This window comes from Nocardioides sp. (assembly GCF_036493135.1).
In the GTDB taxonomy this organism is placed as follows: domain Bacteria; phylum Actinomycetota; class Actinomycetes; order Propionibacteriales; family Nocardioidaceae; genus Nocardioides.
This window is the reverse complement of the sequence record NZ_DASXQG010000093.1, coordinates 1-15,170: the sequence shown is the minus strand read 5'-3', so window position 1 is coordinate 15,170 and position 15,170 is coordinate 1. Positions and strand designations below refer to the sequence as shown.

20 protein-coding genes are annotated in these 15,170 nt (G+C 69.8%); 14 read left to right on the top strand and 6 right to left on the bottom strand.

The genetic code is table 11. The features are described from left to right. The first annotated feature begins 12 nt into the window (after positions 1–12). The 5 genes from paaA to paaE are packed head-to-tail and all read left to right on the top strand — an operon-like array spanning position 13 to position 3,637. Entirely contained in the window at positions 13–993 is a 981-nt protein-coding gene (paaA, locus tag VGJ24_RS17785) for a 1,2-phenylacetyl-CoA epoxidase subunit PaaA (RefSeq protein WP_331501979.1), read from the top strand. Further along, on the top strand, positions 990–1,277 hold the full coding sequence (gene paaB / locus VGJ24_RS17780) for a 1,2-phenylacetyl-CoA epoxidase subunit PaaB (protein ID WP_331501978.1): 288 nt from the start codon (positions 990–992) through the stop codon (positions 1,275–1,277). Before paaA ends, paaB begins: the two co-directional genes overlap by 4 nt. Beyond that, a complete protein-coding gene (gene paaC, locus VGJ24_RS17775) occupies positions 1,274–2,068 on the top strand; it encodes a 1,2-phenylacetyl-CoA epoxidase subunit PaaC (protein ID WP_331501977.1) in 795 nt (264 codons plus the stop codon). The genes paaB and paaC overlap by 4 nt, the downstream gene beginning before the upstream one ends. Then, positions 2,065–2,571 carry a 1,2-phenylacetyl-CoA epoxidase subunit PaaD gene (paaD, locus tag VGJ24_RS17770; RefSeq protein WP_331501976.1) on the top strand — a complete coding sequence of 169 codons (507 nt, stop codon included), beginning with the start codon at positions 2,065–2,067 and terminating at the stop codon, positions 2,569–2,571. Before paaC ends, paaD begins: the two co-directional genes overlap by 4 nt. A gap of 4 nt (positions 2,572–2,575) precedes the next feature. Then, positions 2,576–3,637 carry a 1,2-phenylacetyl-CoA epoxidase subunit PaaE gene (paaE, locus tag VGJ24_RS17765; protein ID WP_331501975.1) on the top strand — a complete coding sequence of 354 codons (1,062 nt, stop codon included), beginning with the start codon at positions 2,576–2,578 and terminating at the stop codon, positions 3,635–3,637. A gap of 17 nt (positions 3,638–3,654) precedes the next feature. Here the strand turns inward: paaE and VGJ24_RS17760 are convergent, their stop codons facing one another. Continuing rightward, positions 3,655–4,248 (bottom strand): DUF3043 domain-containing protein, encoded by a 594-nt coding sequence (locus tag VGJ24_RS17760; RefSeq protein ID WP_331501974.1) that lies wholly within the window; start codon positions 4,246–4,248, stop codon positions 3,655–3,657. Positions 4,249–4,356: 108 nt separating this feature from the next. On the opposite strand from VGJ24_RS17760, the gene VGJ24_RS17755 reads away from it, so the two are divergent. The 4 genes from VGJ24_RS17755 to pspAB are packed head-to-tail and all read left to right on the top strand — an operon-like array spanning position 4,357 to position 6,967. After that, positions 4,357–5,151, top strand: a complete 795-nt coding sequence (locus VGJ24_RS17755) for a PspA/IM30 family protein (protein WP_331501973.1) — start codon at positions 4,357–4,359, stop codon at positions 5,149–5,151. Further along, on the top strand, positions 5,148–5,426 hold the full coding sequence (gene pspAA / locus VGJ24_RS17750; RefSeq protein ID WP_331501972.1) for a PspA-associated protein PspAA: 279 nt from the start codon (positions 5,148–5,150) through the stop codon (positions 5,424–5,426). Before VGJ24_RS17755 ends, pspAA begins: the two co-directional genes overlap by 4 nt. Positions 5,427–5,462: 36 nt before the next feature. Continuing rightward, positions 5,463–6,395, top strand: coding sequence for a zinc metalloprotease HtpX (gene htpX, locus VGJ24_RS17745; protein ID WP_331501971.1), 933 nt, complete (start codon positions 5,463–5,465; stop codon positions 6,393–6,395). After that, on the top strand, positions 6,392–6,967 hold the full coding sequence (pspAB, locus tag VGJ24_RS17740) for a PspA-associated protein PspAB (RefSeq protein ID WP_331501970.1): 576 nt from the start codon (positions 6,392–6,394) through the stop codon (positions 6,965–6,967). Before htpX ends, pspAB begins: the two co-directional genes overlap by 4 nt. 140 nt (positions 6,968–7,107) lie before the next feature. Here the strand turns inward: pspAB and nadA are convergent, their stop codons facing one another. Both nadA and VGJ24_RS17730 read right to left on the bottom strand, forming a co-directional pair. Next, the gene (gene nadA / locus VGJ24_RS17735; RefSeq protein WP_331501969.1) at positions 7,108–8,280 is read right to left on the bottom strand and encodes a quinolinate synthase NadA; all 1,173 of its coding nucleotides are present in this window, start codon (positions 8,278–8,280) and stop codon (positions 7,108–7,110) included. 19 nt (positions 8,281–8,299) lie between these two features. After that, complete coding sequence (locus VGJ24_RS17730) at positions 8,300–9,172, bottom strand: GNAT family N-acetyltransferase (RefSeq protein ID WP_331501968.1); 873 nt, start codon at positions 9,170–9,172, stop codon at positions 8,300–8,302. Between the two features lie 68 nt (positions 9,173–9,240). On the opposite strand from VGJ24_RS17730, the gene VGJ24_RS17725 reads away from it, so the two are divergent. Together VGJ24_RS17725 and erpA are read left to right on the top strand one after the other, a co-directional pair. Beyond that, positions 9,241–10,326, top strand: coding sequence for a glycerate kinase (locus VGJ24_RS17725; protein ID WP_331501967.1), 1,086 nt, complete (start codon positions 9,241–9,243; stop codon positions 10,324–10,326). A gap of 131 nt (positions 10,327–10,457) precedes the next feature. Beyond that, positions 10,458–10,811, top strand: coding sequence for an iron-sulfur cluster insertion protein ErpA (gene erpA / locus VGJ24_RS17720; RefSeq protein WP_331501966.1), 354 nt, complete (start codon positions 10,458–10,460; stop codon positions 10,809–10,811). Positions 10,812–10,908: 97 nt separating this feature from the next. Here the strand turns inward: erpA and VGJ24_RS17715 are convergent, their stop codons facing one another. Continuing rightward, the gene (locus VGJ24_RS17715) at positions 10,909–11,139 is read right to left on the bottom strand and encodes a hypothetical protein (protein WP_331501965.1); all 231 of its coding nucleotides are present in this window, start codon (positions 11,137–11,139) and stop codon (positions 10,909–10,911) included. A 63-nt stretch (positions 11,140–11,202) separates the two neighbouring features. On the opposite strand from VGJ24_RS17715, the gene VGJ24_RS17710 reads away from it, so the two are divergent. Then, complete coding sequence (locus VGJ24_RS17710; protein WP_331501964.1) at positions 11,203–12,177, top strand: carbohydrate kinase family protein; 975 nt, start codon at positions 11,203–11,205, stop codon at positions 12,175–12,177. 9 nt (positions 12,178–12,186) lie between these two features. On the opposite strand, the gene VGJ24_RS17705 is transcribed toward VGJ24_RS17710, so the two are convergent. Then, positions 12,187–12,411 (bottom strand): sulfurtransferase TusA family protein, encoded by a 225-nt coding sequence (locus VGJ24_RS17705; RefSeq protein WP_331501963.1) that lies wholly within the window; start codon positions 12,409–12,411, stop codon positions 12,187–12,189. Beyond that, positions 12,411–13,550, bottom strand: a complete 1,140-nt coding sequence (locus tag VGJ24_RS17700; RefSeq protein ID WP_331501962.1) for a cysteine desulfurase family protein — start codon at positions 13,548–13,550, stop codon at positions 12,411–12,413. Before VGJ24_RS17700 ends, VGJ24_RS17705 begins: the two co-directional genes overlap by 1 nt. Before the next feature lie 119 nt (positions 13,551–13,669). On the opposite strand from VGJ24_RS17700, the gene coxB reads away from it, so the two are divergent. Together coxB and VGJ24_RS17690 are read left to right on the top strand one after the other, a co-directional pair. Continuing rightward, a complete protein-coding gene (coxB, locus tag VGJ24_RS17695) occupies positions 13,670–14,608 on the top strand; it encodes a cytochrome c oxidase subunit II (RefSeq protein ID WP_331501961.1) in 939 nt (312 codons plus the stop codon). After that, a partial coding sequence (locus tag VGJ24_RS17690; RefSeq protein WP_331501960.1) for a cbb3-type cytochrome c oxidase subunit I occupies positions 14,605–15,170 on the top strand: 566 nt, incomplete at its 3' end. The genes coxB and VGJ24_RS17690, both read left to right, overlap by 4 nt.

The following is a 15,170-nucleotide window of genomic DNA, read 5'->3' as shown; positions in this document are numbered from 1 at the left end:
TACGGTGGGACCGTGTACGGCAACGACTTCGGCACCGACGAGCAGCAGGCGGCCGCGCAACACGATCCGGCCGCGTTCACCGAGCTGCTCGCCGACGAGGGCCGCATCGAGCCCCGCGACGACATGCCCGAGGCCTACCGGAAGTCGCTGGTCCGGCAGATCGCCCAGCACGCCCACTCCGAGATCATCGGCATGCAGCCCGAGGGCAACTGGATCAGCCGCGCGCCGAGCCTGCGCCGCAAGGCGATCCTGATGGCGAAGGTGCAGGACGAAGCCGGCCACGGCCTCTATCTGTACGCCGCGGCCGAGACGCTCGGCGTCGACCGGGCCGACCTGGTCGACCAACTGCACTCCGGCCGGCAGAAGTACTCCTCGATCTTCAACTACCCGACCCTCACCTGGGCCGACGTCGGCGCGATCGGCTGGCTGGTCGACGGTGCCGCGATCACCAACCAGGTGCCGCTGTGTCGCTGCTCCTACGGCCCCTACGCCCGGGCGATGGTGCGCGTGTGCAAGGAGGAGTCGTTCCACCAACGGCAGGGCTTCGAGATCCTCCACACGCTCTCGCACGGCACGCCCGGGCAGAAGGCGATGGCCCAAGATGCCGTCAATCGCTACTGGTGGCCGTCGCTGATGATGTTCGGCCCGCCGGACGACGACTCGCCCAACTCCGCCCAGTCGATGGCGTGGGGCATCAAGCGGTTCAGCAACGACGAGCTGCGGCAGCGCTTCGTCGACATGACCGTGCCGCAGTCCGAGGCGCTCGGGCTGACCCTGCCCGATCCCGACCTCCGGTGGAACGACGAGCGCGGCAGCTACGACTACGGCGAGATCGACTTCACCGAGCTGTTCGAGGTGATCAAGGGCAACGGTCCGTGCAACGCCGAGCGGATGGCCCACAAGCGTGGTGCCTACGCCGAGGGCACGTGGGTCCGCGAGGCCGCTGACGCCTACGCGGACAAGCACGCACGTCGTACCGAGTCCGTGGCATGAGCACTCGCGACTGGCCCCTCTGGGAGGTCTTCATCCGCGCACGCCGCGGGCTGTCACACGTGCATGCCGGGTCCTTGCACGCTCCGGACGCCGAGATGGCGCTGCGCAACGCCCGCGACCTCTACACGCGCCGCGGCGAGGGGGTCTCGATCTGGGTGGTGAAGGCCTCCGACATCGAGGCGTCGACGCCGGACGAGCGCGACTCGTTCTTCGACCCCGCGGCCGACAAGATCTACCGCCACCCGACGTTCTACGACGTCCCGGAGGGGGTCGAGCATCTGTGACCCCACGAAATCGCTCGCAGAGCTCGCGCTTCCGCGAGGACCCCCACTCCGCCGAGACGTTGCTTTTCGAGTACACCCTCGGTCTCGCCGACGATGCCCTCGTCTCCGCCCAGCGGATGGGCTGGTGGATCAGCCGCGCGCCGGAGCTCGAGGAGGACGTCGCGCTGGCCAACATCGGGCTCGACCTGCTCGGCCAGGCCCGCACGCTGCTGACCTATGCCGGCGAGCTCGAGGGGGAGGGTCGCACGGAGGACGACCTGGCCTACCTGCGCGACGAGCGCGACTTCCGCAACGTCAAGCTCGTCGAGCGGCCGATGACCGACTTCGGGGTCGCGATGGCTCGCCTGCTGGTGTTCTCGACGTACCAGCTCCATCTTTACCGGGCGCTCGCCGCGTGCGGTGACGAGACGCTCGCGGGGATCGCCGCGAAGGCGGTCAAGGAGGTCGCCTACCACGTCGACCACGCCTCCCATTGGGTGCTGCGGCTCGGCGACGGCACGGAGGAGTCGCACGCCCGGATGCAGGCGGCGTTGGATGCCGAGTGGCCGTACGTCGACGAGCTGTTCGCCCCGCTGGACGCGTCGCTGGCCGGCCGCGTCGTCGACCCGGCCGAGCTCCGCGACGGCGTGCTGTCCGACGTACGCCGAGTGGTCACCGAGGCGACGCTCTCGATGCCCGAGGTTCGATCGGCGCTGGCCGGCGGCCGTGCCGGTCTGCACACCGAGCACCTCGGCTACCTGCTGGCGGAGATGCAGTACCTCCACCGCTCGCACCCGGGAGCCACCTGGTGACGATCTCGACGGGCTCGATCAACGACGTGGGTCGTCGCGCGCGCGACCTCGCGGCCAGGGTGCTCGACCCCGAGCTGCCGATGGTCACCATCGAGGACCTCGGCATCCTGCGCGAGGTCACCGAGGACGACCAGGGCCGGGTCCACGTGACCATCACGCCGACGTACTCCGGCTGTCCCGCCATGGAGACCATCCGCGAGGACCTCGTCGAGACGCTGACGCTCGCCGGTTACCAGCACGTCGACGTGGAGTTCGTGCTGAGCCCGGCGTGGTCCAGCGACGACCTCACCGATACCGGACGAGACAAGCTGGCCGAGGCCGGGATCGCTCCACCCGGCCCGGTCCGCACCGACGACCCGATCGCCCTGGCCCTGTCGGTCCGGTGCCCGCAGTGCGGCAGTCTCGACACCCGGGAGTCCAGCCGCTTCGGCTCGACGGCCTGCAAGAGTCTCTGGGTCTGCCGCTCGTGCCGCGAGCCCTTCGACCACTTCAAGGCGATCTGAGCCGATGTCCAAGCCGCAGTTCCACCCGCTCCGGGTGGCGGCCGTCGAGCCGCTCACCGACGACGCGGTCGCGATCTCCTTCTCCGTGCCCCCTGAGCTCGCCCACGACTACCGCTTCGTGCACGGCCAGCACCTGACGATCCGCGGCGACGACGGCGAGCGCCGTAGCTTCTCGATCTGCACCACGCCGCGCTCCGGCATCCTCACGATCGGCGTGAAGAAGCTGCCGGGCGGCGCGTTCTCCGAAGGCGTGGTCGACACCCTGCACCTCGGCGACGAGCTCGACGTGATGACGCCGGCCGGGCGGTTCACCACCCAGCTCGACCCCGAGGCCGCCAAGACGTACGTCGCGATCGCCGCCGGCTCCGGGATCACGCCGATCATCTCGATCGTGTCGACGGTCCTCGAGGAGGAGCCGGACGCGCAGGTGATGCTGGTCTACGCCAACCGCACCCATCGCACGATCATGTTCCTCGACGACCTCCACGACCTGAAAGACCGATTCCCGGAGCGGTTCCACCTCGTCCACGTCTTGTCGCGCGAGCAGCAGGACGTCGAGCTGTTCTCCGGGCGGCTCGACGGCGACCGGCTCAGCCGGATCCTGAAGTCCCTGCTGCCGGCCGAGGACGTCGACGCGTGGTTTTTGTGCGGGCCGCAGCAGATGGTGGTCGACCTACGCCAGGTGATCCTCGACCACGGGGTCGAGCCCAGCGCGATCCACACCGAGCTCTTCCACGCCGACCCGGTGCCGCGTGCCCCTGAGGCGACGTCGTCGTCGGTCGAGGGTGCCGCGCAGGTCACGATCAAGCTCGACGGCCGGAGCTCCGACTTCGAGCTGCGGCCCGACGACGTGGGCGTTCTCGAGGCGGCGCTGCAGGTACGCAGTGACCTCCCGTTCGCCTGCCGCGGCGGCGTGTGCGGCACCTGCCGCGCCAAGCTCGTCGAGGGCACCGTCGCGATGGACGTGAACTACGCGCTCGAGCCGGAGGAGATGGCCGACGGCTACGTCCTCACCTGCCAGTCACACCCGACGTCGGAGCGCGTGGTCCTCGACTACGACGCCTGAGCGGGGCGCCGACAGCGTTACCGGTAGTGCTCGGGGAGCCGCGCGCCGATCTTCACCTGGGGCTTGGGCTGCCGGAGGAACCGCACCTGCAGCGCCCGCATCACGGCGTAGAAGGTGGTGCCCTTCTGGGACTCGTCCGGGAAGCGCCGGGTCAGCTCGCGGCGCAGGCGCCACCGGAGCCGGAACGCCTCGAAGAGGACCAGGAGGAGCAGGGCGGGCATCGCGACGTTCGCGTACGCCGCGAGCGTCGTACTGCCGCTGTAGCCGAAGATCAGCAGCACGACCAGGATCGGCAGCATCAGCTCGAGCAACCAGAACGAGCTGTCGACGTAGTCGCGGATGTAGTGGCGTACCGGCCCCTGGTCGCGGGCGGGGAGGTACTTGTCGTCCCCGGTGCGCATCGCCCGTCGCATCTTCGTGCTCGACTCCGACCGCGCCAGCCGGCGAGCGGCCGCCTGCTCCTTGCGCGTGCGCGGGACCTTGGCCTTGGCCTTGTTGGCCGCCTCGGCCTCACGACGACTCGGAGTCGGGCGGCCCTTCTTCTGGCGGGTCGCGGGGTCGTCGGTCCCCACAGGCTCGGCGGGAGGTTCGGGCTTGGTACGACGGAACAAGGTGATGCTTCCTGGCTGGTCGTGGATCCATGAGGGACGGGCGCGGCTGCCCGAGTGGTCAGCCTACCGTCGCGTCGTCACCTTGACGCCTTCCCATAGGCTGACCTCATGAGCATGTGGCAACGGATCAGCCTGATCTTCAAATCCAAGGCGAACAAGGCGCTCGACCGCGCCGAAGATCCGCGCGAGACGCTCGACTACAGCTACCAGCGTCAGCTCGACCTCCTGGCCCAGGTACGCCGCGGCGTCGCTGATGTGGCCACGTCGCGCAAGCGCGTGGAGCTGCAGATCAACCAGCTTCAGTCACAGTCCGACAAGCTCCAGGGCCAGGCCGAGCAGGCCATCACCGTCCAGCGCGAGGATCTCGCCCGCGAGGCGCTCACCCGCAAGTCGGGGCTGACGACGCAGATCACCGACCTCAAGACGCAGCAGGCCCAGCTGCTGGGCGAGGAGGAGAAGCTGACCCTCGCCCAGCAGCGGCTCAGCGCGAAGGTGGAGGCGTTCCGTACCCGCAAGGAGACGATCAAGGCGACGTACACCGCGGCGGAGGCCCAGAGCAAGATCAACGAGGCGATGTCCGGCATCGGCGAGGAGATGGGCGATGTCGGGATGGCGATCCAGCGCGCGGAGGACAAGACCGCGCAGATGCAGGCGCGGGCCAGTGCGATCGACGAGCTGATCGCCTCCGGCGCGCTCGACGACGCGACCTCGCTGAACAAGGGCGACGACATCTCGCGTGAGCTCGAGGCGATGAGCTCACAGTCCGAGGTGGAGGCCGAGCTGGCCCGGCTCAAGGGCGGCGGCCCGGCTCCGCAGGCGATCGAGGGTGGCGACGGCGGCGAGATCCTCCAGGACGAGGAGCCTGCACCGGCACAGACGAGCGAGTCGAAGGACTCGCAGTGATCGTCCGCATCCTCGGAGAGGGTCAGTACGACCTCTCCGCAGACGCGGTCTCGACCCTGAACGACCTCGACGCGAAGGTGGAGTCCGCGATCGAGGCGAGTGACCAGGCGTCGTTCCACGACGCGCTGGCACGGCTGCTCGACGGCGTGCGCACGGCCGGGGTGCCCCACGAGGCGGAGTCGCTGGACCCGTCTGACCTGATCCTGCCGATGGCCGACGCGACGCTCGCGGAGGTCAAGGACATGCTCAGCGGCGACGGTCTGATCCCGGGCTGACCCTCCGCCCTTGGGGCGTTCAGGGAGAATGGCGGCATGGCCCGTACGCGATTCGCTTCCGACGCCGGACTGACCGCCCGGATGACGTCGGTCATGTTCCTGCTGGGTGCCGTCTTCGTCGCCCTGGTCGTCGTCCTGATGTTCGTGTTGCCTCCGGCGTGGGCGCCGATCATCGGCATCATCGGGATCGCGATCGCCTGGGGGCAGTGGTACTTCTCCGACACGGTCGCCATGAAGGCGATGCGCGCCCGTGAGGTGACGCCGGAGGAGGCGCCGGAGCTGCATCAGATGATCGACCGGCTCTGTGCCCTCGCTGACATGCCGAAGCCGAGGGTCGGCGTGGCCGACCTCACGGTTCCCAACGCCTTCGCCACCGGCCGCTCGCCCCAGCGCTCGGTGGTCTGCGTGACGACCGGCATCCTGGGGCTGCTCACGGCCGACGAGATGGAGGCCGTGCTCGCCCACGAGCTCAGCCACGTCGCCCACCGCGACGTCACGGTGATGACGATCGCGTCGACGGCCGGGATCGTCGCCGGCATGCTCACCCGGGGGGCTCAGTACGGTGCGCTCTTCGGCGGTGGCCGCCGGAGCAACGACAACAACGGCTTCCCGGCCTGGATCGTCGTGCTGGGTATCAGCCTGCTGGTGTACGCCGTCAGCTTCTTCCTGACCCGGCTGCTCTCGCGCTATCGCGAGCTGTGTGCCGACCGGTCGGGTGCGTACCTGACGATGAAGCCGCGCGCCCTGGCGACCGCGCTGCAGAAGATCTCCGGAGGGATGAACGCGATCCCCACCGCCGACCTTCGTGCGTCGAGCGCGATGAACGCGTTCTTCATCACCCCGGCGATCAAGGGCGTGGGCCTCAGCCAGCTCACCTCGACCCACCCGTCGCTGGAGCAGCGGCTCCAGCAGCTGGCGAAGATCGAGGCCGAGCTGAGCCGTCCGACTGACGGACCGCCCCAACCGTGAGTCGGTTCTGGGGTGCCTTGACGGGGCGCACGACCCCGAAGCAGGCCAACCTCGACTCGCTGTTCCTGGTGCCCTCGGCCGCGATCACGCTGCAGACGGCGGCGGGGTTCACCCCGACCGGGACCGGGTCGGTGTGCTTCCGCGCGCCGGATGGCGCGGCGTACCAGCAGACGCAGGACGAGGTCGTCGCGCTCCTGCGTGATGCCACCGACAAGCCGGACGTCCAGGTGCACCACGACGACTTCGGCTTCACCTGGCTGGTGGTCGACCGGGTCGACGACGACGTGGAGGGGCTCTGCACCGACCTGCACGCCGTCAACGCATCTCTCGAGGAGCAGGGGTTCTCTACCGGGCTGCTGTGCTCGCTGGTGCCCTTCCACGACGCCGCCGGCCGGAACGTCGGGCTGGTCTACCTCTACAAGCAGGGCACCTTCTACGCCTTCGCGCCTACCGGTCCGAAGACCCGTGACAACCTCCTGGAGATCCAGGTCCGCGACACCCTCGCCGCCGAGCTCCCGATGGAGCAGGACCTCCAGCGCTGGCTCGCCCTCTGGGGTGCCCCCGGCCTCTGACGCTGAGCCGCCAGAAGTGTGCCCTCCGATGGTGCCGACCCGTCAGAAGTGACTGCCGGGGGCACCCGGGCACCCGCACAGTTCTGACGGGTCGGCGCCGTACGGCCGCGCGGTTCTGACGGGTCAGCGCTGTACGGCGGTCAGTCGCGGTGGGAGCGGCCGGGGAGGTCGAGCATCCTCTGGAGCGCGATCTGGGCGTGGTGCTCGGTATGGGGGTCGACCGAGATGCGGTTCACGACGACGCCGTCGACGAGCGACTCCAGGGCCCAGACCAGGTGGGGGAGGTCGATCCGGTTCATCGTCGAGCAGTAGCAGACGTTGCGGTCGAGGAAGGCGATCTCCTGGTCGGGGTGCTCGCGGGCGAGACGCTGCACGAGGTTGAGCTCGGTGCCGACCGCCCAGACCGACCCGGCCGGCGCGGCCTCGATGGTCTTGATGATGAACTCCGTGGACCCGACCAGGTCCGCGCGCGTGACGACGTCGTGGGTGCACTCGGGGTGGACGATCACCTGGATGCCGGGCCGCTTCGCACGCAGCTCGTCGACGACGTCGGCGGAGAAGCGGCCGTGCACGGAGCAGTGCCCCTTCCACAGGATCATCCGAGCCGCCGCCAGATCCTCCGGCGAGACCCCGCCACCCGGCCGTCGCGGATCCCAGACCACACAGTCCTCGAGGGTCATCCCGAGTTTGAGCACGGCCGTGTTCCGGCCGAGGTGCTGGTCGGGGAGGAACAGCACCTTCGCGTCCGATTTCTGCGCGAAACCCCACTCGAGCGCCACGTCGGCGTTGCTCGACGTACACACCGCGCCGCCGTTGCGCCCACAGAACGCCTTGATGTCGGCCGAGGAGTTCATGTACGTGATCGGTACGACGCTCTCGACGATCCCGGCGTCCGCCAGGGCGTCCCAGCAGTCCTCGACCTGCGCCAGCCGGGCCATGTCCGCCATCGAACAGCCGGCGGCGAGGTCGGGCAGCACCACGATCTGCTCGGAGGACGTGAGGATGTCGGCGGACTCGGCCATGAAATGGACGCCGCAGAACACGATGTACTCCGCCTCCGGCCGGCCGGCGGCGTCCCGTGCGAGCTTGAACGAGTCGCCGGTGACGTCGGCGAACTGGATCACCTCGTCGCGCTGGTAGTGGTGCCCGAGCACGAACACGCGCTCACCCAACGCCTCCTTGGCGGCACGGGCGCGGGCCACGAGGTCGGGGTCGGACGGCGCCGGCAGGTCGCCCGGGCACTCGACACCTCGCTCGGCCGTGAGGTCGGTGCCACGCCCGAGCGGAAGCAGCGGCAGATCCACCGTCGTCATGTGGCCATCGTAGGGAGGGTCACATGAGTGCGCCGTGCGGGAGGTACGGCTTCGGCGGCCGCATGTGCCGCAGCGCCTGGTACCCCTCCTGGTGCAGATCCAGGCGAGCGGCCAGCCCGACGTCGACGGCCCAGCCGTTCTCCGGCGTGATGTGCCCGATCAGGACGTCCTCGCTGGAGGCGATCGCCTCCCACATCAGCCGTGACGCCGTACGCCGATCGGTCGCGGCGAGCAGGGCGACGCCGTCGTCGAGGTAGGCGTACCCCTGGGCCGACCGGCTCTCGCTGACCACCAGCCGGAACTGCTGGATCAGCAGCCGGTGGTCGACGCCGTGGGCGGCACCGCGGGTCTGCCGGTCGACGGAGTCCATCAGGTCGATGTCGTTCTCGGTCCCCTCCCGAACCCTGTCCACGACCGGGATCTGCGAGCGGTCCGGTGTGCCGCGCAGGAACATCTGCGGGTACAACCTGAAGCCCGCTGCGTGGTAGCGCCGCAGTGCCCTGGGGTCGCTGGACGCGTTCAACATCGCCCGCAGGCATCCGCGCCCGTGCTCGAGCGCCGGCGCGAGCAACGCCTTGCCGAGCCCGAGCCCCTGCGCCTGCGGCACCACGGCGTACGACGCGAGCAGCCACATCTTCTCGCGTACGAACGACACCACGATGCCCAACACCTCGTCGTCGCGCTCGGCCACCCAGGAGCCGCCCGGGTCGGTACCGATCAGGTGCCGGGCGCGGTTGATCCAGTTTGCCCCGCGCTCCGGCGGACGGAGCTGTGGGTCGGGCCAGGAGCGGCGGAACATCCGGGTGTCCAGCTCGTGGAACCCGATCGCGGTCACCCGCTCGGCGCGAGGTGCGTCGTCCACGGTCATCGGCCGGATCCGCACGTCGCTCACCCGGCCAAACCTAGCGACGCGGCCGGGGCACCCGAGGCCCGCCGGATGGATGGCGCGAGGATGAGCCCATGCGCGTGCTGGTTGCCCCCGACAAGTTCGCGGGCACCCTCACCGCGGTGGAGGCCGCCCGGGCGATCGCGGAGGGCTGGGCCCGCCGGGCGCCGGACGACGACCTCGACCTCGCCCCGATGGCCGACGGCGGGCCCGGGTTCGTCGACGTGATCCACGAGGCGCTCGGAGGCGAGCTGTCGGTGGTGACCGTCACCGGGCCGCGTCACGAACCAGTGCCCGGGGTCGTGCTGTGCCGTGACCAGCGAGCCTGGGTGGAGAGTGCCCAGGCCTGCGGCCTCACCCTGACCGGGGCCGAGCACGCCGAGAGTGCCACCACGTGGGGGGTCGGCGAGCTCGTCCTGCACGCGATCGACGCCGGCGCCACCGAGATCGTCGTCGGCCTCGGCGGCTCCGGGACGAACGACGGCGGCGCGGGCCTGCTGGGCGCCCTGGGCGCCGTCGCGGACCGGCCGCTCGACCAGGGACCGGCCGGCCTCGACGGCGTCACCACCGTCGATCTCGCGGCGGCCCGTGCGCAGCTTCATGGAGTGACGCTCACCTGCGCCAGCGACGTCGACAGCCCGCTGACCGGGCTGTTCGGCGCGACGAAGACGTTCGGTCCGCAGAAGGGGATCACCGAGGACCGCTTGCCGGCCGTGGACGCTGTGCTCGAGCAGTTCGCGGCCGCGACCGACCGGCGTACGTCGCTCGCGAAGGGCGCCGGCGCCGCCGGCGGCCTCGGCTTCGCGCTGCTCCTCCTCGGCGCGGCCCGCCGTCCCGGATTCGACGTCGTCGCCGACGCCGTCGACCTGGCCGGCCGGGCGCGCGCGGCCGACCTGGTGCTGACCGGGGAGGGTGCGTTCGACTTCTCCAGCCGTTCGGGCAAGGTCCCGTACGGCGTGGCGACCGTCGCCGCCGAGGCGCTCCGACCGTGCGTGGCGCTGGCCGGGCGCGTGCTGGTCGGCTCCCGCGAGATGCGCGCGCTCGGCATCGAGTCGGCGTACTCCCTGGTCGACCTGGTGGGGGAGGAACGCGCCCTCGGCGACCCGGCCGACAGCCTGGCCCGGCTCGCCGAGCGCGTCGCGCGCAGCTGGTCGCGTTGAGCCAGGCAGCTTCGCGGCCGGTCCACGCCTGGGTGGCGATCCTTCGGAATAACCACCGCTGTGCGAGAATTGGACCTGTCAGACGCGCCTGAGAGACGCGCTTCTCAGACACCGACGAAGGAGCAACGAGCATGACCGACCAGGTCACCGAGCGCCGTACGGACCAGATCAACCTGAGCCCCGTCGCGGCCGACAAGGTGAAGAGCCTGCTCGACCAGGAGGGTCGTGACGACCTCCAGCTGCGGATCTCCGTGCAGCCCGGTGGCTGCAGCGGTCTGCGCTACCAGCTCTTCTTCGACGAGCGCACCCTCGACGGCGACATCGTGACCGACTTCGACGGCGTGGCCGTCGTCGTCGACCGGATGAGCGTGCCCTACCTCAACGGCGCGATGATCGACTTCGTCGACACGATCGAGAAGCAGGGCTTCACGATCGACAACCCGAACGCGACCGGTTCCTGCGCCTGCGGCGACTCGTTCCACTGAGCCGCCGGGCGCGCCCCGGACAGAAGCCCCCGCGTCTGTGTAGACGACTCCGCGGGGGCTTCCTCACGCCCGGGGACGAGATCGACCCCGAAAGCATTCAGTCGAGATAGAGCCGCAGCGCGTTCGCGATCCGCGACGCTGCCTCGTCCACGGGGATCTCGCGCTTGGCGACCTCGTGCGGGAAGTCGTCGTACTCCAGGCTCGGCGGGCCGTCGACGGCCGCTCGCGCGATCCGGTCCAGCCGGAGCGCGCGGCCGGTCGCGGCGGCGTCCTGGCGCATGACGGCGGGCGAGTCGATCTCGTCGTACGACGTGCGCGCGCGGGTCATGCCCACGACGCTAACGGCTACCGATGGGTACACCCAGCCGCACATCGCCTAGCATTCCGGAACGTGTCCTTGCTGATCTGCGGCTCCATCGCCACCGACCACCTGATGTCGTTCGGGGGTCGGTTCAAGGACTCCCTGGTCCTGGAACAGCTCGACAAGCTCGCGGTGTCGTTCCTCGTCGACGACTTGGAGATCCGGCGCGGCGGTGTGGCGCCGAACATGTCCTTCGGTCTCGCTCGGCTCGGCCTGCGCCCGGTGCTGGTCGGAGCGGCCGGCGACGACTTCACCGACTACCGCAGCTGGTTGGAGCGGCACGGCGTCGACTGCTCCTTCGTGCACATCTCCGACACCAGGCACACCGCCCGCTTCGTGTGCACCACCGACTCGTCGATGGCGCAGTTCGCCTCGTTCTACGCCGGCGCGATGAGCGAGGCGCGGCTCATCGAGCTGCAGCCGATCGTCGATCGGGTCGGTGCGCCCGACTTCGTGCTGGTCGCGGCCGACGATCCTGAGGGCATGCTGCGGCACACCCGCGAGTGCCGCCAGCGTGGCTTCCCCTTCATCGCCGATCCGAGCCAGCAGCTGGCGTTCAGCGAGGGTGACCTGATCCGCGACCTGATCGACGGCGCGACGTACCTGTTCTCCAACGAGTACGAGTCGCACATGATCGAGTCGAAGACCGGTTGGTCGGCCGACGAGGTGCTCGAGCGGGTCGGCACCCAGGTGACGACGCTCGGTGCCGACGGCGTGCGGATCCTCGCGCGCGACGCCGCGCCGGTCGAGGTCAAGGCGGTGCCGGGGATCACCGCGGTCGAGCCGACTGGTGTGGGTGACGCGTTCCGAGCGGGGTTCCTCGCGGGACTGGAGTGGGGATTCGACCACGAGCGCTCCGCGCAGGTCGGGTGCTCGCTGGCGGCGTACGTCGTGGAGACGGTGGGCACGCAGGAGTACACCTTCACCCACGACCAGTTCGTCGACCGTGTCCGCACGGGGTACGGCGAGCACGCGGCGGCCGACGTCGCGGCCAACCTCCGCTGACCCTCGAGGTCAGGAGACCCGGCGTACGACGTAGCGCGGAACGCCGTCCTCCGCCGACTCCTCGCCGACGTACTCCTGGCCGGTCATCCGACACCACGCCGGTACGTCGACGCGCGCGGCCGCGTCCGTGGCGACCACGCCGATCAACCCACCGATCTCGACCTCGCCGACGCGTCTGGCGAGCTCGATGATCGGGGTCGGGCAGACGACTCCGCGGCAGTCCAGCTCCAGCATCACAGACGCGCCCGGAGTCGTTCGATCGCATCGGGGAGGAGCTCGAGGAACCGCCCGACGTCGTCCTCGGTGGTCTCGCGGCCGACCGAGACGCGGACGTTGCCGTGGGTGAGCGCGCCCATGGCCGCCAGCACGTGGCTGGGCTCCAGCGACGAGGCCGTGCACGCCGATCCGCTGGCCACGTCGAACCCGAGCCGATCGAGCTCGCTCACCAGTGCCTCAGCGTTGACGTAGAGGCAGGAGAACGTGACCAGGTGTGGCAGCCGGTCGCTCGGGTCGCCGACGACCTCGACGTTCTCGATCTCGCCGACGACGCGGCGGATCCGGTCGACCAGCGCGTGGGTCCGCGCGTTCTCGGCGGCGCGCTCGGCCACCACGGCTTGCAGCGCCGAGGCCGCGGCGAGGATCGCCGGCACGTTCTCGAACCCGCTCTCGCGCTCGCCCGAGCGATCGTCCTCGGGGAACGGCTCGCGCCATCGCGCGCCGCGGCGTACGACGAGGACCCCGACGCCCGCCGGCCCGGCCCACTTGTGCGCCGACGCCGCCAACGCCGACCATCCGTCCGGCAGGTCGAGCCGCCCGGCCGAGGCACACGCGTCCACGAAGAGTGGCACGTCGCCGATCGCCTCGGCCAGCTCGGCGACGGGCTGGACGGTCCCGACCTCGTGGTTGGCCGACTGGCAGGCGACGACGGCGGCGTCTGTGAGGTCGAGGTCGTCGAGCCGCAGGCGGCCGCTGGGGTCGACGGCCATGGATCTGGTCGGTGCTCCTGCCCATTCCGCGGCATGCAGCACCGCCGAGTGCTCGACGGCGGAGTGGACGATGTGCGTACCTCGTGGGCCGTCGCCTCGATGCAGCCCGAGCAGACCCCGGTGGACGGCCTCGGTTCCGGAGCCGGTGAACGAGACCTCGTCGGGTCGCACGCCCAGCGCCTCGGCCGTCGCGGCCCGGGCGTTGTCCAGCACGAGCCGCGCTGCGCGACCCGCGTGGTGGAGTCGTCGCGGATCGGCATAGGCCGCGTCGAGCGCGGCGGCGAACGCCTGTCTTGCCGCCGGGTGGAGTGGCTGACCGGAGGCGGAGTCCAGGTTGACGCGCCGGGTCGGTCCGGGGCTTCCGCCGGGCGTCGTGGTGCTCGACACGCGGCCAACCTAGACCCGCCGCAGGGGACCCGACTTACCGGCGACCCACCCCGCCGCGCGGGTATGGGTTCGGATAGTGTTCGGGCTGTCGGACAACTCTTTCGCAGAAAGGCTCGTTCGTGGGTCGGCAAGTCCCCGCTGCCTCGGCCGCGACAGTGCGTCGTACACCCCGTCGTACGCCCGGCCTCGCCCGACGTGCAGGAGTTGTCCTCGCCTCCGCGGTCCTCCTCATCACCCTCACCGGCTGCAGTGAGAAGACCCGTCACGAGTGGGCCAACCTCGCGATGCCCGACCCGGCCACTGCCCAGGGCGAGCACATCTTCCTGCTCTGGCGCTGGGCCTGGGTGGCTGCGCTCGCCACCGGGGCGCTGGTCTGGGGCCTGATCTTCTACGCGTGTTGGCGCTACCACCGGCGCAGCGACGACGAGGTGCCCGTCCAGACCCGCTACAACCTGCCGCTGGAGATCTTCTACACGATCGCGCCGATCATCATGGTCGTGGTGTTCTTCGTGCACACCGAGCGCACCCAGAACCTCATCCGCGAGGACGTCCCCAACCCCGACGTGACCATCTACGTCGTGGGTCAGCAGTGGACCTGGACCTTCAACTACCTGCCCGGCGGCGAGATCAACACGCCCAACAACCAGGTGCTCTACAGCGTCGGCCAGGCCGGCAACCCGCCGACCCTGGTGATCCCGGTCGACAAGAACGTCGAGTTCAAGCTGCACTCGCCCGACGTCATCCACGACTTCGGCGTTCCGGGCTTCCTGGAGAAGATGGACGTGATCCCGGGGCCGAAGGAGGACGACAACCACTTCCAGGTGAAGCCGGTCGTCGAGGGCACGTACCGCGGCAAGTGCTACGAGCTGTGCGGGGTCTACCACTCGCGCATGCTGTTCAACGTCAAGATCGTCAGCGACGCCGACTTCCAGACCTACCTGCGCACGCTCGAGGCGCAGGGCAACGTCGCGAACCAACCCCTGCTCGGTGGCATCACGTCACAGACCCAGTCCGGACTGGCGCACCCGCTCGGGACGCCCGATGGAGGCTCGCAATGACCGCCACTACGCCGTCCACGGCCACCACGGTCACCCAGCCTCGCCGCGAGCTGGGCAAGGCGATCATCAAGGTCATCACGACCACCGACCACAAGGTGATCGGCAAGCTGTACCTCGCCACGTCGTTCGCGTGGTTCCTGGCCGCCGGCGTGATGGCTCTGATCATGCGATCGGAGCTGGCGAACCCGGGCATGCAGTTCGTCAACGACGAGGTCTACAACCAGTTGTTCACCATGCACGGCACGATCATGCTGCTGCTGTTCGCGACGCCGCTGTTCTTCGGGTTCGGCAACGCGATCATGCCGCTGCAGATCGGTGCCCCCGACGTGGCGTTCCCGCGGCTGAACATGTTCAGCTACTGGTTGTTCCTGTTCGGCGGCCTGATCGCCGGCTCGGGTTTCTTCACGCCGTCGGGGGCCGCGGACTTCGGCTGGTTCGCGTACACGCCGCTCTCGGACGCCGTCCGCTCGCCCAACATCGGCGGCGACCTGTGGGTGATGGGTCTGTGGATGGCCGGGCTCGGCACCATCTTGGGTGCGGTCAACTTCATCACCACGATCAT